The following is a 20,115-nucleotide window of genomic DNA, read 5'->3' as shown; positions in this document are numbered from 1 at the left end:
CCCTTCTTTCCCCGTCGTAAGTGAAGGCAGACCGTCATGTCGAATAGTCCAAACCGTAAGAACCACAACAACAATCCATCACCCGATGATGACTGGATCGGCGAGCTGATCGTCGGACTACTCAAAGCCGCCGGGTATCTGCTGTGGTGGGCAATCCTGTTTCCCTCCCTGAGCATTCCCACCGTCGTCGCCATCTGGGTCGGTTTCAGTCACGGCGCCCGAGCCGGCGTTTTGACCGCCGTTGTGGAGGCCGCGGCATACCTCGGCTGGTGGGTGTGCCAGCCGGCCTCATTCACCCGGTGGGTCAGCGCTCCGCTGCGGCAGCGTTTCTGGGCGTGGTGGCGTTATCACCGCAACTGGGAATCGGTCTGCGCCCTGCACGGCCTGACCGCCAAACTGGGTGAACGCACGTTGGTGCCTGCCCTGCAATCGGTGCGGATCGGCCATCACGCCGACGTGCTGATCGTCAAGGTGGTGACCGGCCAGTCGATTGCCGACTGGCAGAAACGTGCCCTCGCACTGGCGGCGACCTGGGACGCGGAGCGGTTGACGATCCGCGCCACCACGCCGGGCCAGCTGCGGATCATCATCGGCCGTGGGGATGTGCTCGGCCAGCCGACCGCGGTGCCCATGCCAACCCCGGGTTCGGCGGTCGATCTGGGCGCGGTGCGGGTCGGGGTCACCGAATCACGGCGCTGGTGGCACCTACCGGTATTGGGCCAGCACATCCTGGCCGCCGGTGCCACCGGAGCCGGCAAAGGCTCGGTGTTGTGGTCGCTGATCGCCGGGCTGGCACCCCACGTTAAAACGGGGCGGGTGCGGTTGTGGGTGATCGACCCCAAAGGCGGCATGGAACTCGGTGCCGGCGCGCCGCTGTTCGCCCGGTTCTGCTACCACACCGGTCAGCCCACCGTGGAACTGCTGCGCGAGCTGGTGGAGCTGATGCAGACCCGCGCCACCCGGCTGCGCGGGCACACCCGCCTGCACACCCCCACCCTCGCTGAGCCGTTGATCGTGCTGATCATTGATGAGATCGCCGCGCTGACCGCCTATGTCACCGACCGCAAACTTCGCGCCGAGACAGAACAACTCCTCGGCCTGCTGTTGTCCCAGGGGCGTGCGGTCGGGATATCGGTGGTAGCCGCGGTGCAAGACCCGGCCAAAGACACCCTGCCGGTACGGCAGTTGTTCACCGTGCGGATCGGGCTGCGGATGACCGAGGCTACCCAAACCGCCATGGTCTTGGGCCAAGGAGCCCGCGATGCCGGCGCCGATTGCGACCTGATCGCTGATACCACCCCAGGCATCGGGTACGTGATGATCGATGGCACCGCGGACCCGATACGGGTCCGGGCCTTTCACGTCACCGATCGCGATATCACCTTGTTGGCCCGCACCTTTCGGGCACCGCGTTCAGGCGAACAGGGAAATCGGTGAAGACCGTAACGAGGCAGAGCCCGGTGATCGTGCTGCCGGGCCTGCCGGCCACCATCGATGCCGATGCGGTGATCACCCAGATGTGCCGGCGCGCCTCCTCACCCGGTTTCGGGTCGTGGTGGCGGCGAGTGGAATCGGTCGGTTACTGCGCCCACCCGATCCAGCTGCTCGGCGCCGACACCGCCGGGCGTCAGCATACGGTGTGGACGCGCTGCAACAACCGCCGTCACGCGGTGTGCCCGTCATGCTCAGACCTCTACGCCCGCGACACCTGGCAACTCGTGCACGCCGGAGCCGCCGGCGGCCACCACGACATACCCGTCGAGGTCGCCAACCGTCCGCAAGTGTTCACCACCTTGACCGCCCCCAGCTACGGGGCCGTGCACAACGCCACCGGAACCCCGTGTCACGCCATACCCAACAGGTCGGCGGGCCGCTGCCGGCACGGAAACTGCCTGCGCTGCACCATAATCCACAGTGTCGATGACCCTCTGGTGGGCCAACCATTGTGCGCGGACTGCTACGACTATCTGGGACATATCTTGTTCACCTGGCATCTGCCCGAGCTGTGGCGGCGGTTCACCATCGCACTACGGCGCGCCGTGGCGAGGCACCTGAAAACAGTTGGCGTCAAGCCCGGCTCGGTGCGGGTCAGCTTCGTCAAAGTCGTTGAATTGCAAGCCCGCGCCATCCCCCACATCCATGCCCTGATCCGGCTCGACCCGCCACCCGCCACCAACGACACCACGAAATCAGGTGACCACGATCGTCACGGCCCCGCCGCCCCGCGGGGTGGTGGGGTGTCTCGTCCAGTAGCCGAGCAGCATCCCGGCTGGTCGTCACCGATCACCGCCGCCGAGCTGGCCGCCTTGATCCAACACGCTGCCAGTCGCGTCAGTATCGACGTGCCCGCCGGCGACGACGATTACCCCAACCCGGGCGGGGTGCGCACGGTGCGGTTCGGCACCCAAATTGATACCCAACCATTGACACCCGAACCAATAACCGCAAGCGATTCCGAAGTCGACGACACCGCAGTCGCTTCGGCCTCGCGGTTGTCGCCGCGCAGGGTTGCGGCATATCTGGCGAAATACGTCACCAAATCCCTGCACGACTTCGGCATCACCGCGCGCCGGCTGTCCGCAGAAGCGATCGGCGAACTCGACGTTACTGAACATGTGCGGGCCATTTTGTCCACCATCGCCGGACTCGCCGAACACCCAGCGTCCGCGGGTCCGTCGTTGGCGGGGATTGGGCGCTGGCTGCACACCCTGGGCTACCGCGGCCACATCACTACCAAATCGCGGCGCTATTCGACCACCATGGGTGCCCTGCGCGCCGCCCGCGCCACCTGGACCCGTAACCAGATAGCCAAACATTCAGGGCGACAGGACGATACGCAATCCGCCCATTTCGCTGACGACGTGACGGCGAGCACAGGCAGGCAGCAGCAACCGATCGACACCGATGAGATGCTGTGGGAGTTCGACCGCGCCGGACACGCCAGCGCCGGTGACCGCGTCCTGGTCATCTCCGCAGCCCTGCGCCACATCAGCGCCCGCATCACCGGTATCACCGAATCCCGGACTGTCTCCACCCGCATCTCGCCGCCACCACGCGGGGCAGGGTGATGGCCACGACGCCCGCGGGCGGCGCCGCCAACAACCACGATGCCGGCCCGCTGCACGAGCGCCCGGAGTTCATAGCCTGGCTGACCGCCTCATGTGAACGCCAAGCCCTATCCGTCACCGTCACCGACCCCACCACCCTGGCTGCCATCGCAACCCTCCTGCGCTGAGCAGGCAAAGGCACCGTACCGTCACCGGCCAACCGGATAGACGACGAAAGTTATTTCAACACAACCCTTCCCGGCGATAAGAGCATTCCTGGTGTCTGGGCTGGTGGGCCGTCCAGGCTCGAAGCTGGCTTCGACCGCGTGCGGCTTTGGCCTTGACGGCCCACCAGCCCACACACTCGGCACTCGCCAGGGAGCATCCGCGACGCCGAAAACCTAGATGCGCCAATGGGGTTGCACGCGGTTAATGTCGAGACTGCGGGAACCGGGGGTGCCCGGTGCGATCACCGCGTGATCCAGGATCGATTTGACGATGCTCCGCTGGCGTTCCACGTCGAGGTCCGGCCATTGGCCGCGCAACGCCCCACCGGTGCCCGCCAACTCATAAACCTCACTGGTATCGGTAGCCTCAGCGATGTGACGCCTGGCCTGCTGGATGCGGCTGGTGATCGGGTCGCGGGCCGCGATCCACTCCCGCGCGCTGATCGCGCCGTCGGCATACAAACCGGCCAGCTCATCGAGGCGCGATTGATCGGCCTCCACGGCCGCCGCCAACGCAGCCACATCATGATTAGGGCTGGCTTTGCCGGCCAACACCTTCGCCAGATCCCGAGAATCCAGGCGGGTCAACACCGCATCAGTCAACAACGCCTCAACCGGTTCGGCGACCACCGTCAGCCGACCACAGCCGCCATGATCGGGTCCTTTCAGACAAACATAGCGGCGCACCCGATGATCGGGATTACTGTGCCGGGCTTGCGAATACAGCCGATTACCGCAACGCCCACACCGCAGCATCCCTGACAACACATATGTGCGCGCCGCCCGCGTCTTGGTCACCGACCGCGCCGCGATACGCGCCAAGATCCGGTCCCGCTCCGCCGGCGTAATGATCGCCGGCCATTTCGCAGGCCCGATCACCTCACCACGATGCTCCCGCAGCCCGGCGATACGGCCCGAGCACAGGATTTGGCGCACCGCCGAGGTCTGCCACGACTTGGCCACCGCCGGGGAAACGCCGGAGTCGTTGAGCCACACCGTCAACGACAACAACGACTGGCCCGCCAAGTAGCGGTCCACCATCTCACGCACCACCGCCGCCTCCGACGTCCGCAGCGTGATCTTGTCGTCCTCGTAGCCGAACGGGCGCACCGAGCCGTGCGGTAGTCCCTGTTCGGCGTTCTGCAACATCTTGCGGCGAATACGTGCGGACTTGCGCCCGGACTCCTTGGCGGCGAACGCGGCGAAAATCCGGGCCATGAACAACCCGTCATCGTTACCCAGGTCAATATCGGCGGTCACGGTAGCCACGTCTCGCACACCCACCGACTCACACAAAGCGACAAACTCTTCCAACTCCACCGGTCGGCGATGCAACCGGTCCAAGTTGTAGACGATCACCGCATCCCGCGCCCCTGATGCCAGATCGGCCAGCATCCGCGCATACTGCCGACGCGGCTTGCCCGAGAACGCCGACACATCGTTATCGACATACTCATCGCCAACCGGCCAACCGCGGTCAGCAGACAGCTTGCGGCAATCCTCCAACTGCCGCGCCACCCCCAACCCGGTGCCCTCCACATCAGCCGAGATACGCGCGTAAATCGCCGCCGACCGCACCCCAGCCCGCTGACCAGCGGATTTCATCTTCGCCATGGGGGTATATTAGCAGCATCTAACCTTGCCGGCGTGGGTGGGCCCACCGGAGGCGTAGGGGGTGGTGTGGTCGACATCGCAGTGCGTGGCCGGCACATCACAGCCCGGCCAGCGGCACGTCAGATCCCGGGCCCGCACGAACGCCGCCAGCGCCGCTGAGGGGTGGTAGTGGGGCTCGGGTGCGGCGTAACCGGGATGAATCAACGGGACCTGCTTGGCGGTCAACGCCAACTCGGCCAACACCTCGGGGGTGATCAGGTCCTCGGCGCCCAGCACACACCCCGGGCTGTCGCTGTGGCCATCGAGGGTGGCCTGTTCGGCGATCACATAAATCACCACCGGCGAGGCGGGCTTGCGCCCGGCCGCGGTGCAATCGGCGCGCCCGCATTCACAGGCCAGCCGGGTGGCGTTCGCGGCCAGCGCCCCCAGGGCGTCAGCGCGGCGCTGGGCGGCGGTGCGCGGATCATTCGGGCACACCGTGGCCGCCAACGCCGTCAACCGCGCATCCACGGCCTGGGCATCGGTGCTGCGCAACCGCCCCTCGATCTGCGACAGCCCGTCGGACTCCCCGCCGATCCACACCTCCCGATCAGCCCGGGCTTCGGTGCGCCGGCGCAGCGCATCGGCATCGGCGTTGACGACGATCTGGTCGATCTTCTGCGACAGCCGCCCCCGGCTCAGCGAGGGCCACCGTGTCACCCGCGCTGCGACCCGCTCATCCACCGCCGCCAGCACCTCGGGGTCCTCGATCAGATCGGTACGGTACACAATCGTCGAGAACGCTTCCAGGTCGATGTCCCCGGCACAGAACACCGCCGCCACCTGCGGTAGGCGCTCACGCATCGCCCGGGCATAGCGCACCTTGGTCTCCGCACGGCCCTGGCTGATCCGCAACCCTGCGGCCACCTCCCCGGCCACCGCCTTGAACGTGTCGATCGCCCACTGACCCCGCTCAGCCCCCGGCACCAACCGGCAGGCGAACAACTCCCCGATCGCCACCAACTCCGCGGCCTGGGCCTGATTGACCACCCGCGCCGCCGCACCGATCCGCGTCATCCAGCCCACCGATTCCTCGGTCTTCTCCAGCAGAGCCCTGCGGTGGGCCAACACCTCCAGGTAGACGTCATAACCTTCCATCCCGGGGGCGATGAACGGCAGCCGATCGAACATACTTTCGATTATACGCGCCTCTACTGACTCAAGCTTTCTGGCAGGGTCGCGTCTTGTGGATAACCGCGGCCGACAGGCAGGCGCCACAGCACCTCAGGCAGGCCGGATCTCGAAGACGAACTCGCATCCCCCGATGCTGACGCTGTCGCCATGCGCCAAAGTGGCGCTGCCCCGGATCAGTTCGCCCCGCACTTCGACACCGTTCGTCGAGCGCAGATCGGTGATCACGAAACCCGACCCGGTATCGGCGATGACCGCGTGGTAGCGACTGACGTCGTTGTCGTCGAGCACGATGTCGTTGTCGGCCAGCCGACCTATCCGGGTGGTCGCGCCGTTGAGCTGGTACCGATGGCCGAACCGGTCGCACAGCGCCGCGACGACCGACGTCGACAGCGTGGTCCTGGTGTCGATGCGGCTGCGTTTGCGGGTGCTCTTGGCGGCCTGCTTGATGACGATCGGTTCCTGGCGCAGGATCCGCTCGTGCAGGGTGCTGACCGTCGGCCCGGGATCGATCCCCAGCCCCTCGGCCAGCGCCGTCTTCAACTGCCGGTAGGCACCGAGTGCGTCGGACTGCCGCTCGGTGACGTAATAGGCGGTGATGAGCTGCGCCCACAGCGGCTCGCGATAGGGATGCTCGGCGGCGAGCGCCTCCAGCTCACCGATCACGGCGGCGGCACGCCCACAGGCGATCTCGGCTTCTGCCCGCGCGCTGTGCGCGGCGACCTTGTCCTCGAGGAGCTTCGTGGCGAACGGGGCGACGAAGTCGAAGTCGCGCAGGTCATCCAGCACCGGGCCGCGCCATTCGGCCAGGGCCGTGGACAGGTGAATGCTGGCCTCCTCGAACCGGCCGGCGGCGGCCGCCTCAACGCCGGCGGCCTTGGCGGCGGTGAAGCGACCCAGGTCGTAGTCGGTGTCGGCCACGTTCAGCTGGTAGCCCGGGGGCGCGCTCGCCAGAACCCGCACCGGGTCCGCGCCACCGTCGCGCAGCAGCCGCCTCAGGTTGGAGATGTGGGACTGGATGCTGGTGCGCGCCGCGGGCACCGGGGAGCCGGCCCACACGGCATCGATCATCGAGTCAACCGACACCGGCCGGTTGCGATCGATCAACAGCACCGCCAGCACCGCCCGCTGCTTGGCAGCACCGACGGACACCGGTACACCGTTCACCAATAGTTGCAGCGGGCCCAGCACACCAAACCCGAGAGCCGAGTTCGTCATCGCGCTGCCAGCCTTCCGGGTCATCGAGGGTCCTGGCCATTATCTGGGTGTAATTGTGACGTCTGCGGGCCGCCGATAGGCAAAGGCCCACCGATTTGATTCCGGCGCGCGCCGAGCCTGCGAGCTGCAGCGCGGCCCCGCGTCCAAAACGGACTCAGTGACGTCGCCTACGATCGAGCCTCGTGTCCCCCGACGGTAATGAGCGATCCCACCGGATCGCCCGGTTAGTAGCCGTCGTCTCCGGCATCGCCGGTCTGCTTCTGTGCCTGCTGGTTCCGCTGCTTCCGGTGCGACAGACGACGGCGGCCATCCTGTGGCCGCAGGGCAACACCCCGGACGGCAACATCAGCCAGATCACGGCTCCGCTGGTGTCGGGCGCGCCGCGCGACCTCGACATCTCCATTCCCTGCTCGGCGATCGCCACCCTGCCGGCGGCCGGCGGTCTGGTGGTGTCCACGCTGCCCACCGAGGGTTTCCAGACCGGCAAGCACGGTCTGTTCGTGCGCGCGAACAAGGACTCCGTCGTGGTGGCGTTCCGCGACACCGTCGCCGCGGTCGCGCCCCGCGCCCAGATCGCGGCGGGCGGGTGCAACGTGCTGCACGTCTGGGCCGACGCCGGTGGCGCGGGCGCGGACTTCGTCGGGATCCCGGGCGCCGCCGGTCGTCTGGACCCCGAGAAGAAGCCGCAGGTCGGTGGGATTTTCACCGATTTGAAGGTGCCCGCACAGCCCGGGTTGTCGGCCAGGGTCGACGTGGATACCCGGTTCATCCTGCAACCCACCGCGCTCAAGACGCTGGCGATGGTGCTGGGGGCGCTCGCGGTGCTGGTCGCCATCGCGGCCCTGGCGGCGCTGGACCGCCTGAGCAGGGGTGACACATTGCGCGGCTGGCGGCCCCGGCTGCCGAGGTTCAGGTCCGGTCTGGCCACCTGGCTCGCGGACGTCGTGGTGATCGGGACTCTGCTGCTCTGGCACATCATCGGAGCCACCTCGTCGGACGACGGCTACAACCTGACCATCGCGCGGGTGGCGCCGAAGGCCGGCTACAACGTCGACTACTACCGCTACTTCGGCACCACGGACGCACCGTTCGACTGGTACTTCGGGGTGCTGTCCAAGCTGGCCGCGGTCAGCACCGCGGGGGTGTGGATGCGGCTTCCCGCCACTCTGGCCGCCATCGCCTGCTGGCTGCTGATCAGTCACTTCGTGCTGCGCCGCCTGGGCCCGGCGCGGGGCGGGCTGGGCGCGAACCGGGTCGCGGTGTGGACGGCGGGCGCGGTATTCGTCGCGGCCTGGATCCCGTTCAACAACGGGCTGCGGCCGGAGCCGCTGATCGCGCTGGGCGTCATCCTGACCTGGATTCTGGTGGAGCGTTCGATCGCGCTGGGCCGGTTGGCGCCCGCCGCCGTCGCGATCATCGTCGCCATGCTCACCGTGACGTTGGCCCCGCAGGGTCTGATCGCGGTGGCGCCGCTGCTGACCGGCGCCCGCGCCATCGCCCAGACGGTCCGGCGCAGGCGTGCCACCGATGGCCGGCTGGCGCCGGTGATCACCCTGGCCGCGTCGTTGTCCCTGATCACCGTCGTGGTTTTCCACAGCCAGACGCTGGCCACCGCCGCCGAGTCGGCGCGCATCAAGTACACGGTGGGGCCGACGATCGCCTGGTACCAGGACTTCCTGCGCTACTACTTCCTCACCGTGGAGAGCAACGCCGACGGCTCGATGTCGCGCCGGTTCGCCGTGCTGGTGCTGCTGCTGTGCATGTTCGGGATGTTGTTTGTGCTGCTGCGCCGCGGCCGGGTGGCCGGGCTGGCGACCGGGCCGGCGTGGCGGTTTGTGGGCACCACCGCGATCGCCCTGCTGCTGCTGACGTTCACCCCCACCAAGTGGGCCATCCAGTTCGGCGCGTTCGCCGGGCTGGCCGGCGCGCTGGGCGGCCTGACGGCGTTCACCGTCTCCCGGATCGGACTGCATAGCCGGCGCAACCTGGCGCTCTATGTCACCGCGCTGCTGTTCGTGCTGGCCTGGGCGACGTCGGGCATCAACGGCTGGTTCTACGTCGGCAACTACGGCGTCCCCTGGTACGACATCCAGCCCGTCGTCGCCAGCCACCCGGTGACCTCGATGTTCCTGACGCTGTCGATCCTGACCGGGTTGCTGGCCGCCTGGTACCACTTCCGGATGGACTACGCCGGGCACACCGAGGTGAAGAACAACCGGCGCAACCGGGTGTTGGCGTCCACGCCCCTGCTGGTGGTTGCGGTGATCATGGTGGCGGGCGAAGTCGGTTCGCTGGCCAAGGGCGCGGCGTTCCGGTACCCCCTCTACACCACCGCCAAGGCCAACCTGGCGGCCATCACGTCACCGACCAGCTGCGCGATGGCCGACGACGTGCTGGCCGAGCCCGACTCCAATGCCGGGATGCTGCAGCCCGTTCCGGGGCAGGAATTCGGTCCCGACGGTCCGCTCGGCGGCGTCAACCCGGTGGGCTTCAAGCCGGAGGGCGTCGGCGACGACCTCAAGTCCGACCCGGTGGTGAGTAAGCCGGGCGTCGTCAACTCCGACGCCTCCCCGAACAAACCGAACGCCGCCATCACGGACTCCGCCGGAACGGCCGGCGGCAAGGGGCCGGTCGGCGTCAACGGCTCGCACGCCGCGCTGCCCTTCGGGCTGGACCCCGCGCGCACTCCGGTGATGGGCAGTTACGGCGAGAACAACCTCGCCGCACGCGCCACTTCGGCGTGGTACCAGTTGCCGGCCCGCCGGCCGGACCGGCCACTGGTGGTGGTCTCGGCCGCCGGCGCCATCTGGTCCTACAAAGAGGACGGCGACTTCATGTACGGGCAGTCGCTCAAGCTGCAGTGGGGCATCGCCAAGCCCGACGGCAGCACCCAGCCCCTCGGTGAGGTGTTCCCGATCGATCTGGGACCGCAGCCGGCCTGGCGCAACCTGCGGTTTCCGTTCGCCTGGGCTCCGCCGGAGGCCAATGTGGCGCGCATCGTGGCCTACGACCCGAACCTGAGCTCCGAGCAGTGGTTCGCGTTCACGCCGCCGCGAGTGCCGGAGCTGGAACCGCTGCAGCGGCTGATCGGGTCGCAGAGCCCGGTGCTGATGGACATCGCGACCGCGGCGAACTTCCCTTGCCAACGGCCGTTCTCCGAGCACCTCGGCATCGCGGAGTTGCCGGAGTACCGCATTCTGCCCGACCACAAGCAGACCGCGGTGTCGTCGAATCTCTGGCAGGCCGCGTCCACCGGTGGGCCGTTCATGTTCACGCAGGCGCTGTTGTGGACTTCCACCATCTCGACGTATCTGAGCGGCGACTGGTACCGCGACTGGGGCTCGGTCGAGCAGTACCACCGGCTGGTCCCCTCCGATCAGGCACCCGAAGCCACCGTCCAGCAAGGCGTGACCACAGTGCCCGGCTGGAGCCGGCAAGGACCGATTAGGGCTCTGCCATGACAAGTCCCGCCGCGCCCTCCCCCGCGAGCAGTCGCAAATTCGCACAGAATGGGGCGGATTCACGCGAGTTTGTGTCTGCTCGCGAGACGAAGGTGACCCGGTGGGTGGCGACGATCGCCGGGCTGATCGGGTTCCTGCTGTCCGTCGCGACGCCGTTGCTGCCGGTCGTGCAAACCACCGCGATGCTGAACTGGCCGCAGAACGGCCAGCTCAACAGCGTGACGTCGCCACTGATCTCGCTGACCCCCGTCGACTTCAAGGCGTCGGTGCCGTGCAGCATCGAGCGCGACATGCCGCCCAGCGGCGGCGTCATCCTGGGCACCGCCCCCAAGCAGGGTAAGGACGCCAACCTCAACGCGCTGTTCGTCGTCGTCAGCGCACAGCGGGTCGACGTCACCGACCGCAACGTCGTGATCCTGTCGGTGCCGCGGGACCTGCTGCGGTCACCGCAGTGCGAGCGCATCGATATCAGCTCGACGCACGCCGGCACATTCGCCGAGTTCATCGGACTGAAGGATCCGCGCGGCGCCCCGCTGCGCAGCGGTTTCCCGGACCCGAACCTGCGCCCACAGATCGTCGGGGTGTTCACCGACCTGACCGGCCCGGCGCCGCCCCAGCTGAGTCTGTCGGCAACCATCGACACCCGGTTTTCCAGCACGCCGACCACGCTGAAGCTGCTGGCCATGGTCGGGGCGATCGTGGCCACCATCGTCGCCCTCATCGCGCTGTGGCGCCTTGACCAGCTGGACGGCCACCGGATGCGGCGCTGGATCCCAGCGAACTGGCGCACCTTCACCTTGCTCGACGGCGTGGTGATCTTCTCCTTCCTGTTGTGGCACGTGATGGGCGCCAACTCCTCGGACGACGGCTACATCCTGGGCATGGCGCGCGTCGCCGACCGCGCCGGCTACATGTCCAACTATTTCCGCTGGTTCGGCAGCCCCGAGGACCCGTTCGGCTGGTACTACAACCTGCTGGCACTGATGACGCACGTCAGCGACGCCAGCATCTGGATGCGGCTGCCGGACCTGGTCGCCGGGTTGCTCTGCTGGCTGCTGCTCTCCCGCGAAGTGCTGCCCCGACTCGGCCCGGCGGTGGCCGCCAGCAAACCCGCCAACTGGGCGGCGGCGATGGTGCTGCTCACCGCCTGGATGCCGTTCAACAACGGCCTGCGGCCCGAAGGCATCATCGCGCTCGGATCGCTGGTGACCTATGTGCTGATCGAGCGGTCGATGCGCTACAGCCGTTTGACGCCGGCCGCGCTGGCCATCATCACCGCGGCATTCACCCTCGGCGTGCAACCCACCGGGCTGATCGCGGTCGCCGCCCTGGTGGCCGGCGGTCGTCCGATCCTGCGGATCTTTGTGAAACGCCGTCGCATGGTCGGCACGTTGCCGCTGCTGTCGCCGATGCTGGCCGCCGGCACAGTCATCCTGACCGTCGTGTTCGCCGACCAGACGCTGTCGACGGTGCTGGAAGCCACCCGGGTCCGCAGCAAGATCGGCCCCAGCCAGGCCTGGTACACCGAGAACCTGCGTTACTACTACCTGTTCCTGCCGACCGTCGATGGTTCGCTGTCGCGCCGGTTCGGCTTCCTGATCGCCGCGTTGTGCCTGTTCACCGCCGTGTTCATCATGCTGCGCCGTAAGCGGGTGCCCGGGGTGGCCCGCGGGCCGGCGTGGCGGCTGATGGGTGTCATCTTCGGCACCATGTTCTTCCTGATGTTCGCGCCCACCAAGTGGGTGCACCACTTCGGTCTGTTTGCCGCGGTGGGTGCGGCGATGGCGGCGTTGACGACGGTGCTGGTGTCGCCGTCGGTGCTGCGCTGGTCGCGGAACCGGATGGCGTTCCTGGCCGCGGTGTTCTTCGTGGTGGCGTTGTGTTTCGCCACCACCAACGGCTGGTGGTACGTATCCAGCTACGGTGTGCCGTTCAACTCCACCATGCCCAAGCTCGGTGGAATCACGGTCAGCACAGTCTTTTTCGCGCTGTTTGTGCTGGCGGCTGTCTATGCGGCCTGGCTGCACTTCGCGCCGCGGGGCAGCGGCGAGGGGCGGTTGGCCCGGCTGCTCACCACCGCCCCGGTATCGCTGGCGGCCGGCTTCATGGCGCTGGTGTTCGTGGCGTCGATGGGGATCGGGATCGTCCGGCAATACCCGACGTACTCCAACGGCTGGTCTAATCTGCGGGCGTTTGCCGGCGGCTGCGGACTGGCGGACGACGTACTGGTCGAGCCGGACACCAACGCGGGCTTCATGACGCCGCTGCCCGGCAATTACGGACCGCTGGGTTCGCTGGGCGGCAGCGACCCCGTCGGCTTCTCCCCCAATGGGGTGCCCGAGCACACCGTCGCCGAGGCCATGGTTATGAAGCCGAACCAGCCCGGCACCGACTACGACTGGGACGCTCCCACCAAGTTGAAGACGCCCGGCATCAACGGCTCGACGGTGCCACTGCCGTACCAGCTCGACCCGGGTCGGGTACCGCTGGCCGGCACCTACACCACGGGTGCCCAGCAGCAGAGCCGGCTGGCCTCGGCGTGGTATCAGCTGCCCAAGCCCGACCAGGCTTCCCTGGAGAGCCATCCCCTCGTCGTCATCACCGCCGCCGGCAAGATCGCCGGCAACAGCGTCCTGCACCACTACACGTCCGGCCAGACCGTGGTGCTGGAGTACGCGCGGCCCGGACCCGGTGCGCTGGTGCCCGCGGGCCGAATGGTGCCCGACGACCTGTACGGCGAGCAGCCCAAGGCATGGCGCAACCTGCGCTTCGCCCGGGACAAGATGCCCGCCGACGCTGTGGCGGTACGGGTGGTGGCCGAGGACCTGTCGCTGACGCCGGAAGACTGGATCGCGGTCACGCCGCCGCGGGTGCCGGAGCTGCGGTCGCTGCAGGAGTACGTGGGTTCGACGCAACCGGTGCTGCTGGACTGGGCCGTGGGGCTGGCGTTCCCGTGCCAGCAACCGATGCTGCACACCAACGGTGTCACCGAGATACCGCGGTTCCGCATCACCCCGGACTACAACGCCAAGAAGCTGGACACCGACACCTGGGAGGACGGCGTCAACGGCGGCCTGCTGGGCATCACCGACCTGCTGCTGCGCGCCCATGTGATGGCGACCTACCTGTCGCGTGACTGGGCCCGCGACTGGGGGTCGCTGCGCAAGTTCGACACGCTGGTCGATGCGCCGCCGGCGCGGCTGGACCTGGGCGAGGCGACGCGTAGTGGTTTGTGGTCGCCGGGGCAGATCCGGATCAAGCCTTAACGCGCCGGCGAGGCAACCCCCGCAGGCTGATCACGCCTTGGGTAGCTTCAGCACCCGGTTCTTGCCGGACTCGGCGACGTAGAGATTGCCGGCGCCGTCCACGGCCACCCCGCGCGGACCGTCGAGGCTGGGGAACGGCAGCACCGTCTGGGTAGCGGTCCCTGCTGCCAGCCGCACCACCCGACCGGTGCCGGCGTCGGTGACGAACACATTCCCGGACCCGTCCACCGCGACACCCCAGGGGTTGACGAGACCGAAGAAAGGCGCCGTCGTCTGGGCGCCGGTCGCCGCGACCAGCTTGATCACCCGGCCGTTCTCGAAGTCGGCAACGTAGACGTTGCCGGCGCTGTCGACCGCAACCCCCTCGGGGTTCTCGATCGCGGTGATCGGCAGCACCGTCTGAGCGCCGGTGCCGACCGCCAGCTTCAGCACGCGGTCTTTCAACCTGTCGACGAGATAGAGGTTGCCGGCCGCGTCCAGCGCTATCCCGTGTGGGCCGCTGTGGTCGAGGTTGAACACCGTTTGGGTTGCGCTCCCGGCCGCCAGCTTCAGCACACGCTCGCCATGCGAGTCGGTTACATACACCGCGCCGGAGCTATCGAGGGCTACTCCGACAGCGTTTAGAAGGCCGCTGAACGGCAGCACGCTCTCATCCAGGGTTCCCGCATCGAGCTTCACCACCCGGTCGTTCCCGCTGTCGGCGACATACACGTTGCCGGCGGCGTCCGCCGCCACCCCGAGTGGACCGTTCAGGCCGGCGATAGGGAGCGCGACCTCGACCGCTGTCGCCGACGGCGGCGGGGCCGGCTTCGAAGCCGCCGAAGAATCGGGCGCCCGGGTGCCGGCGCTGTGGACGCGGACGGTAACGGTGACGACGACGGCCGCGACCAGAGTGACCAGGACGGCGCCGAGCGCGATCCGCGCCCGCGGGCTCATCCGGGTGAACAGCGGCGGTCTTGCCGCGGCGGTCGCCGGGGCCGGGGTGGCGGCCAGGGTCGGGGCGCTGGCGGTCTCGGGATCGAGCGGCGCTTCTCGGGCAGCGGCGGCCAGTTCCGTGACGGTCTGGTACCGGTTGCCGGGCTCTTTGGCCATGCCTTTGGCGATGACGGCGTCGAGTTCGGCCGGCAGGTCGGGCCGGGTCGCCGACGGCCGCGGCGGCGGCAGTGTCAGGTGCGCGGTGACCTGACTCTCCAGCGATTCACCGGGGAAAGGCCGGTTGCCGGTCAGGCACTCGTACAGCACACACGTCAGGGCGTAGATGTCGGCGCGGGCGTCGGCTTCTTCGGCCATCAACCGCTCCGGTGCCATGTAGGGCCAGCTACCGATCATCTCCCGGGAACCGGTCAGTCCGGCGTCGTCTGCGCCGCGGGCGATGCCGAAGTCGATCAGGTACGCGAAATCGTCCTCATCGACCAGGATGTTGCCCGGTTTGACGTCGCGGTGAACCAGCCCGACCTTGTGCGCGGCGCGCAGCGCCTGGGCGACCTGCTCGATGATGTGTACCGCCCGCTGCGGCGCCAGCGGTCCGCTCGACAGCGTCTCTTCCAGGTCGCGCCCCTCGACCAGTCGCATGTCGACGTACAGCCGGCCATCGATTTCGCCGTAGTGGTGGATCGGGATGATATGCGGGTTGTTGAGCTGCGCGGCCGCCTCCGCTTCGCGGCGGAACCGCTGCAGGAACGTCTGGTCGGTGGCCAGCTGCGGGGGCAGGAGCTTGATCGCGACGACGCGGTTGGTCTCCGTGTCATAGGCGCGCCACACCTCACCCATGCCGCCCTGGCCCAGAACGCTCTGCAACCGGTAGCGCCCGAAGTGCGTCGCCTGCACGGGATCACCATAAGCCCCGATTTAGCTCGCGTGGGGCAATGACGGCGTCTGGCCGACGACATTGCCACCGGCATCCAACGGCTGTAACTGGTAGTAGCCGTCGCTGGCGCCGTTCAGCGGCAGAGCCGTGTCGTACCCGGCCCAGTCGAAGGTGGCCAGCACCGTCATCGCGGAACTTTGCTGGCCGTGCCGCAGCCGCCAGCTGCGCACCGCGGTGGCTCCGTTCCACACGGCGTGCACCGTGTCGCCGGTGAAGACCAGGGGCTGCGCGCGCAGCAGCGTGGTGGTGCGCCCGGCCGGGTCCAGGCGAATCCACTTCAGGCTGCTCGGCACCCCGCCGCCGCCGGTCTGGCATATCCCAGCGAAGGGGACGACGTGCTCGAGGGCGCGGCGGGTTTGCTGTCCTGCGTCCCGCAGGCCGCCGCCGCGGCGGTCAGCGCGCCTCCCGCCGCGATACCGAATTGACGCCGTGATATCCCGCCGGCCATCGATCTCCTTCGAAGAGTTCGCGTCTGCGGCTGTTGCCGGGGCTATCAGATCAGCCGGCGCTTCGGGGCGGGATGAAACACTGGAAGGCATGTGGGCGAAGCGCATTGGCATCACCGTGCTGGTGAGCGTTGCGTCCTCCGGATGCGCGGCGCCCCCGCCGGCCGGGCCGGGCTCGGCCGCCCGATCGAACTACGTCGCGATGGGTGACTCCTTCGCCGCCGCGCCCGGTGTGCCCGAGCCGGCCGCCCCGCGCGGCTGCCACAAGTCCACCAACAACTATCCGGCCGTGCTGGCCCGCCGCCTGGACGCTGCCGCGTTCCATGACGTCACGTGCAGCGGAGCGACGACCGACGATGTCGTCAACCGCGAACAGCGGACAGACCACGGACTGATCCCCCGGCAACTGGACATGGTGGGGCCACCGACCGACCTGATCACGATCACCATCGGCGCAAACGACGTCGGACTGGCCGGTGATGCGGAGTCGTGCGAGGTCAAGGCCGCCGACCCGAAGCCGTGCGCCGCCGCGTTCGTCGTCAACAACATCGACCGCCTCTCGGGCAGCATCGGCGAGCAGGTCCCGGTGTGGGCCACGATGATCGATCAGCTGCGCGCCGATGCCCCCAGAGCACGCATCATCCTGGTGGGCTACGGAATCTTCGTCCGCCCCGGTGGCTGCTTTCCCAGCCAACCGCTGCTGCCCAACGACGCCAACTATCTGCAGGCCAAAGTCGACGAACTCGACGATCGACAACGACAACTCGCCAACGACAAGGGTGTGGAGTTCTTCGACACGCGGTCGATGTCCGTGGGTCATGACATGTGCGCGCCGCCGGGCGAGCGCTACGTGGAGGGCTACGTCACCGAAGGCAACAGCGTGCCCCTGCATCCCACCGCACTGGGTGCGGTGGCCGTCGGAAATGCGCTGACCGACTATCTGGTGTTGTCGGAAAACCGGTAAGCGCGCCGCCTGGCGAGCGCTGAAGTCACATTTCTGGAATCGCATTCCAATTGCGCTCATGTCCGCACGAATACTGGCGATTTCCGGTCAGCGCGTGCAAATTTCAGCTAACCTCGCCATCGAGCGCATCGTGTCGAGCCCTGCGGGCGGGCTGATACCAGCACGCTTTATCGAGGCGTGAAGAGCCAATCGCCTACGGCAATCCTCCACCGAGTCGACGACGAAATCCTGCGCAGCGCGGCCTATCTGGCTTTCGGGTGCCTATTCGTACCCGAGATAGCCTGTTGCCCAAGGGTTCCTGCTGAATTGAAGGGATCTTTCGTGTCATTTGTCTTTGCTGCACCGCAGGAACTGACCACCGCTGCGGACCGGGTCGCGGCAATCGGGTCCGCGCTCGGATCGGCCAATCGGGCCGCGGCGGCCACCACCAGCGAAGTGGTCGCGGCGGCTGGTGACGAAGTCTCGGCCGCGATCGCGGCCGTATTTTCAAGCCAGGGCCGGTCGTATCAGGCGCTCAGCAGACAGGCCGCACTTTTTCATGACCAGTTCATAAGGTCATTGCTGACTGCCGGAGCCAATTACGGCGTCGCAGAGGCGGCCAATAACGGTCTATTGCAGGGAATCGAAGCCGACCTTTTGGGTGTTGTGAATGCCCCCACCAACGCGATTCTGGGACGCCCGCTGATCGGCAACGGAGCCGACGGGGCCGCCGGCACGGGCCAGGCCGGCGGCGCCGGCGGAATTCTGTGGGGCAACGGCGGCGCCGGCGGCTCCGGCGGAATCAACCAGCCCGGTGGCCGGGGCGGGGACGGCGGGCTGTTCGGCGCCGGCGGCGTCGGTGGCGCCGGCGGGTCAGGGGCGGCCGGCGGGGCCGGCGGAGCCGGCGGCTGGCTGTACGGCTCGGGCGGAGCCGGAGGGGCCGGCGGTGTGGCGTCTGCCTCCGGCACCACCGGCGGGATCGGCGGCAATGGGGGGCACGCCGGGTTGATCGGCACCGGAGGCACCGGCGGAGCGGGTGGTGCCGGTGCCGTCGGTGCGGGCGGTACCCCGAGCGGTAACGGCTTCAACGGCGGTGGCGGCGGTAGCGGCGGCAGTGGTGGTGCCGGCGGTCTCCTGGCCGGCGACGGCGGGGCGGGTGGCACCGGCGGAGCCGGCGGCACCGGCGGAGCGGGTGGCGCCGGTCTCGAGGGTGCCGCATCGACGAATCCGCTCTACGCAGGCGCGAGTGGAGGAAACGGCGGCAACGGCGGGATCGGCGGCGCAGGTGGTAGCGGAGGGGCCGGCGGTACCAGCGGCTTGTTCGGGTCCGCAGGTGCTCAAGGCGTCGGCGGAACAGGCGGGAACGGCGGGAACGGCGGGACGCCCGGTGACGGCGGTACGGGCGCCGCAGGGAGCTGGTCGGTGAACAACGGGGTGGGCGGCGCGGGCGGCATCGGGGGCAATCCCGGAGTCGGAGGCGCCGGTGGCATCGGCGGCTCCGGATCGACGGCAGGAAGCGACGGGGTGGGCGGCCAAAGTCCGGCGATCGGGGGCGACGGCGGCCATGGCGGGACAGGCGCCAACGGTGCGGTGGCCGGCCAGGCCGGTGCGGCGGGAGGCCGGGGTGGCAACGGCGGATCGGCCGGAAACGGCGGCGCGGGCGGCAACGGGGGCAATGGCGCAGCCGGCAACGCCACGGTTCGGGCCGGAGGCGCCGGCGGGGCGGGAGGTGACGGCGGAGCTGCCGGCGGCACCATCGGCAATGGCGGCGCGGGCGGTAACGGCGGAATCGGCGGCAACAGTGGCACCAGCAGCGGCACCTTCCCCCCCGACATCGTCAGTGGCATCGGCGGACAGGGTGGCGCCGGCGGCGCGGCGGGCACTATCGCCGGCAACGGTGGCGCCGGCGGTGACGGCGGAGCGGGTGGCAACTCCGACGGATACTTCGGCGCCCGCGGCGGCAACGGCGGTGCCGGCGGAACCGCCGGTGCGTTCACCGGCGACGGCGGCGATGGCGGTGCCGGCGGGTCGGGTGGGGCCGGCAGCCTCACCGGCAACGGCAGCGGCAGGCTCAGCGGCAACGGCGGCGCCGGCGGCACCGGTGGCGACGGCGGTTTCGGCGGCCTGCAGGGCGGCACGGCCGGCGCCGGCGGCATCGGCGGTGTCGGTGGCGACGGAAGCAGTGGCGGTGGCCGCGGCGGAGACGGCGGCGCCGGTGGCGACTTGGCCAGAATCGCCAGCGGCACCGCGGGCGCCGGCGGGCAGGGCGGGGACGGCGGTCGCAGCGCCGCCGGCCCCGGTGCCGCCGGCGGCAACGGCGGCAACGGCGGCGACGGCGGCGCTCTCGCCGGCGTGGGCGGAGACGGCGGACACGGAGGCGCCAACGCTGTCGGCAGCGGCGGCGCCGGCGGGCACGGCGGAGCGGGCGGCACCGCGCTGGTCGGCGGCGCCGGCGGCGACGGTGGCATCGGGGGCGACGGAGGCTACAACTTCGGCAACGGTGCCAGTGGCGGCAGCGGTGGTGACGGCGGCAGCGGGGGCACCGGGACCAACGGCCCCGGTGGCGTTGGCGGCGACGGCGGCGACGGCGGCCTCGGCGGACCAACCGCCCGAGGCGACTTCGCCACCGGAGGAACCGGAGGCAACGGCGGCGCAGGAGGCGGGGGCGCAGGAGGGCCGGGCAGCAATGGGGGCCCCGGCGGGACGGGCAGGGGCGGCAGAACCACGGCAGGAGGAACCGGGGGAACCGGGGGCGATCCGGGCCCCGGGGGCATCCCGGTGCCCGGCTGATCGCCCGCACCGCGACCACGCTCAGCAAATTGACGGTAATGCAGGTTTAGCTGCGCAAACGACCGT

12 protein-coding genes and 1 pseudogene are annotated in these 20,115 nt (G+C 68.8%); 8 read left to right on the top strand and 5 right to left on the bottom strand.

Annotation, left to right across the window (positions count from 1 at the left end; all coding sequences use genetic code 11):
• Positions 1–36: 36 nt before the first annotated feature.
• From ACNQS7_RS21020 to ACNQS7_RS21010, 3 genes are all read left to right on the top strand, one after another.
• Complete coding sequence (locus ACNQS7_RS21020) at positions 37–1,437, top strand: FtsK/SpoIIIE domain-containing protein (RefSeq protein WP_346411260.1); 1,401 nt, start codon at positions 37–39, stop codon at positions 1,435–1,437.
• Between the two features lie 80 nt (positions 1,438–1,517).
• Positions 1,518–3,068 carry a replication initiator gene (locus ACNQS7_RS21015; RefSeq protein ID WP_346411297.1) on the top strand — a complete coding sequence of 517 codons (1,551 nt, stop codon included), beginning with the start codon at positions 1,518–1,520 and terminating at the stop codon, positions 3,066–3,068.
• Entirely contained in the window at positions 3,068–3,235 is a 168-nt protein-coding gene (locus tag ACNQS7_RS21010) for a hypothetical protein (RefSeq protein WP_168710572.1), read from the top strand. The genes ACNQS7_RS21015 and ACNQS7_RS21010 overlap by 1 nt, the downstream gene beginning before the upstream one ends.
• Before the next feature lie 213 nt (positions 3,236–3,448).
• Here the strand turns inward: ACNQS7_RS21010 and ACNQS7_RS21005 are convergent, their stop codons facing one another.
• The 3 genes and pseudogenes from ACNQS7_RS21005 to ACNQS7_RS20995 all read right to left on the bottom strand — a co-directional run bounded on the left by ACNQS7_RS21005 (position 3,449) and on the right by ACNQS7_RS20995 (position 7,276).
• Positions 3,449–4,888, bottom strand: coding sequence for a recombinase family protein (locus ACNQS7_RS21005; RefSeq protein WP_136245962.1), 1,440 nt, complete (start codon positions 4,886–4,888; stop codon positions 3,449–3,451).
• 15 nt (positions 4,889–4,903) lie between these two features.
• A pseudogene (locus ACNQS7_RS21000) lies at positions 4,904–6,025 on the bottom strand (HNH endonuclease signature motif containing protein); the annotation flags it as partial.
• Between the two features lie 126 nt (positions 6,026–6,151).
• A complete protein-coding gene (locus ACNQS7_RS20995; protein ID WP_418016077.1) occupies positions 6,152–7,276 on the bottom strand; it encodes a BTAD domain-containing putative transcriptional regulator in 1,125 nt (374 codons plus the stop codon).
• Positions 7,277–7,458: 182 nt separating this feature from the next.
• Here ACNQS7_RS20995 and ACNQS7_RS20990 point away from each other — a divergent pair, with 182 nt between their 5' ends.
• The gene (locus ACNQS7_RS20990; protein ID WP_418014077.1) at positions 7,459–10,737 is read left to right on the top strand and encodes an arabinosyltransferase domain-containing protein; all 3,279 of its coding nucleotides are present in this window, start codon (positions 7,459–7,461) and stop codon (positions 10,735–10,737) included.
• A complete protein-coding gene (gene embB / locus ACNQS7_RS20985; RefSeq protein ID WP_418014076.1) occupies positions 10,734–14,003 on the top strand; it encodes an arabinosyltransferase EmbB in 3,270 nt (1,089 codons plus the stop codon). The genes ACNQS7_RS20990 and embB overlap by 4 nt, the downstream gene beginning before the upstream one ends.
• 30 nt (positions 14,004–14,033) lie before the next feature.
• Here the strand turns inward: embB and ACNQS7_RS20980 are convergent, their stop codons facing one another.
• Both ACNQS7_RS20980 and ACNQS7_RS20975 read right to left on the bottom strand, forming a co-directional pair.
• A complete protein-coding gene (locus ACNQS7_RS20980) occupies positions 14,034–15,830 on the bottom strand; it encodes a serine/threonine-protein kinase PknD (protein WP_418014075.1) in 1,797 nt (598 codons plus the stop codon).
• A 21-nt stretch (positions 15,831–15,851) separates the two neighbouring features.
• The gene (locus tag ACNQS7_RS20975) at positions 15,852–16,409 is read right to left on the bottom strand and encodes a hypothetical protein (RefSeq protein ID WP_418014074.1); all 558 of its coding nucleotides are present in this window, start codon (positions 16,407–16,409) and stop codon (positions 15,852–15,854) included.
• Here ACNQS7_RS20975 and ACNQS7_RS20970 point away from each other — a divergent pair.
• The 3 genes from ACNQS7_RS20970 to ACNQS7_RS20960 all read left to right on the top strand — a co-directional run bounded on the left by ACNQS7_RS20970 (position 16,408) and on the right by ACNQS7_RS20960 (position 20,049).
• On the top strand, positions 16,408–17,280 hold the full coding sequence (locus ACNQS7_RS20970) for an SGNH/GDSL hydrolase family protein (RefSeq protein WP_418014073.1): 873 nt from the start codon (positions 16,408–16,410) through the stop codon (positions 17,278–17,280). The two genes, ACNQS7_RS20975 and ACNQS7_RS20970, sit on opposite strands and share 2 nt — an antisense overlap.
• Before the next feature lie 58 nt (positions 17,281–17,338).
• Positions 17,339–17,461: a hypothetical protein gene (locus ACNQS7_RS20965; RefSeq protein ID WP_418014072.1), complete on the top strand. Its 123-nt coding sequence runs from the start codon at positions 17,339–17,341 to the stop codon at positions 17,459–17,461.
• A gap of 140 nt (positions 17,462–17,601) precedes the next feature.
• Positions 17,602–20,049 (top strand): PE family protein, encoded by a 2,448-nt coding sequence (locus ACNQS7_RS20960; protein WP_418014071.1) that lies wholly within the window; start codon positions 17,602–17,604, stop codon positions 20,047–20,049.
• Positions 20,050–20,115: the final 66 nt, after the last annotated feature.

It is taken from the genome of Mycobacterium sp. 23 (assembly GCF_048287075.1).
In the GTDB taxonomy this organism is placed as follows: Bacteria; Actinomycetota; Actinomycetes; order Mycobacteriales; family Mycobacteriaceae; genus Mycobacterium; species Mycobacterium gordonae_B.
This window is presented reverse-complemented; position numbering and strand designations above follow the sequence as displayed.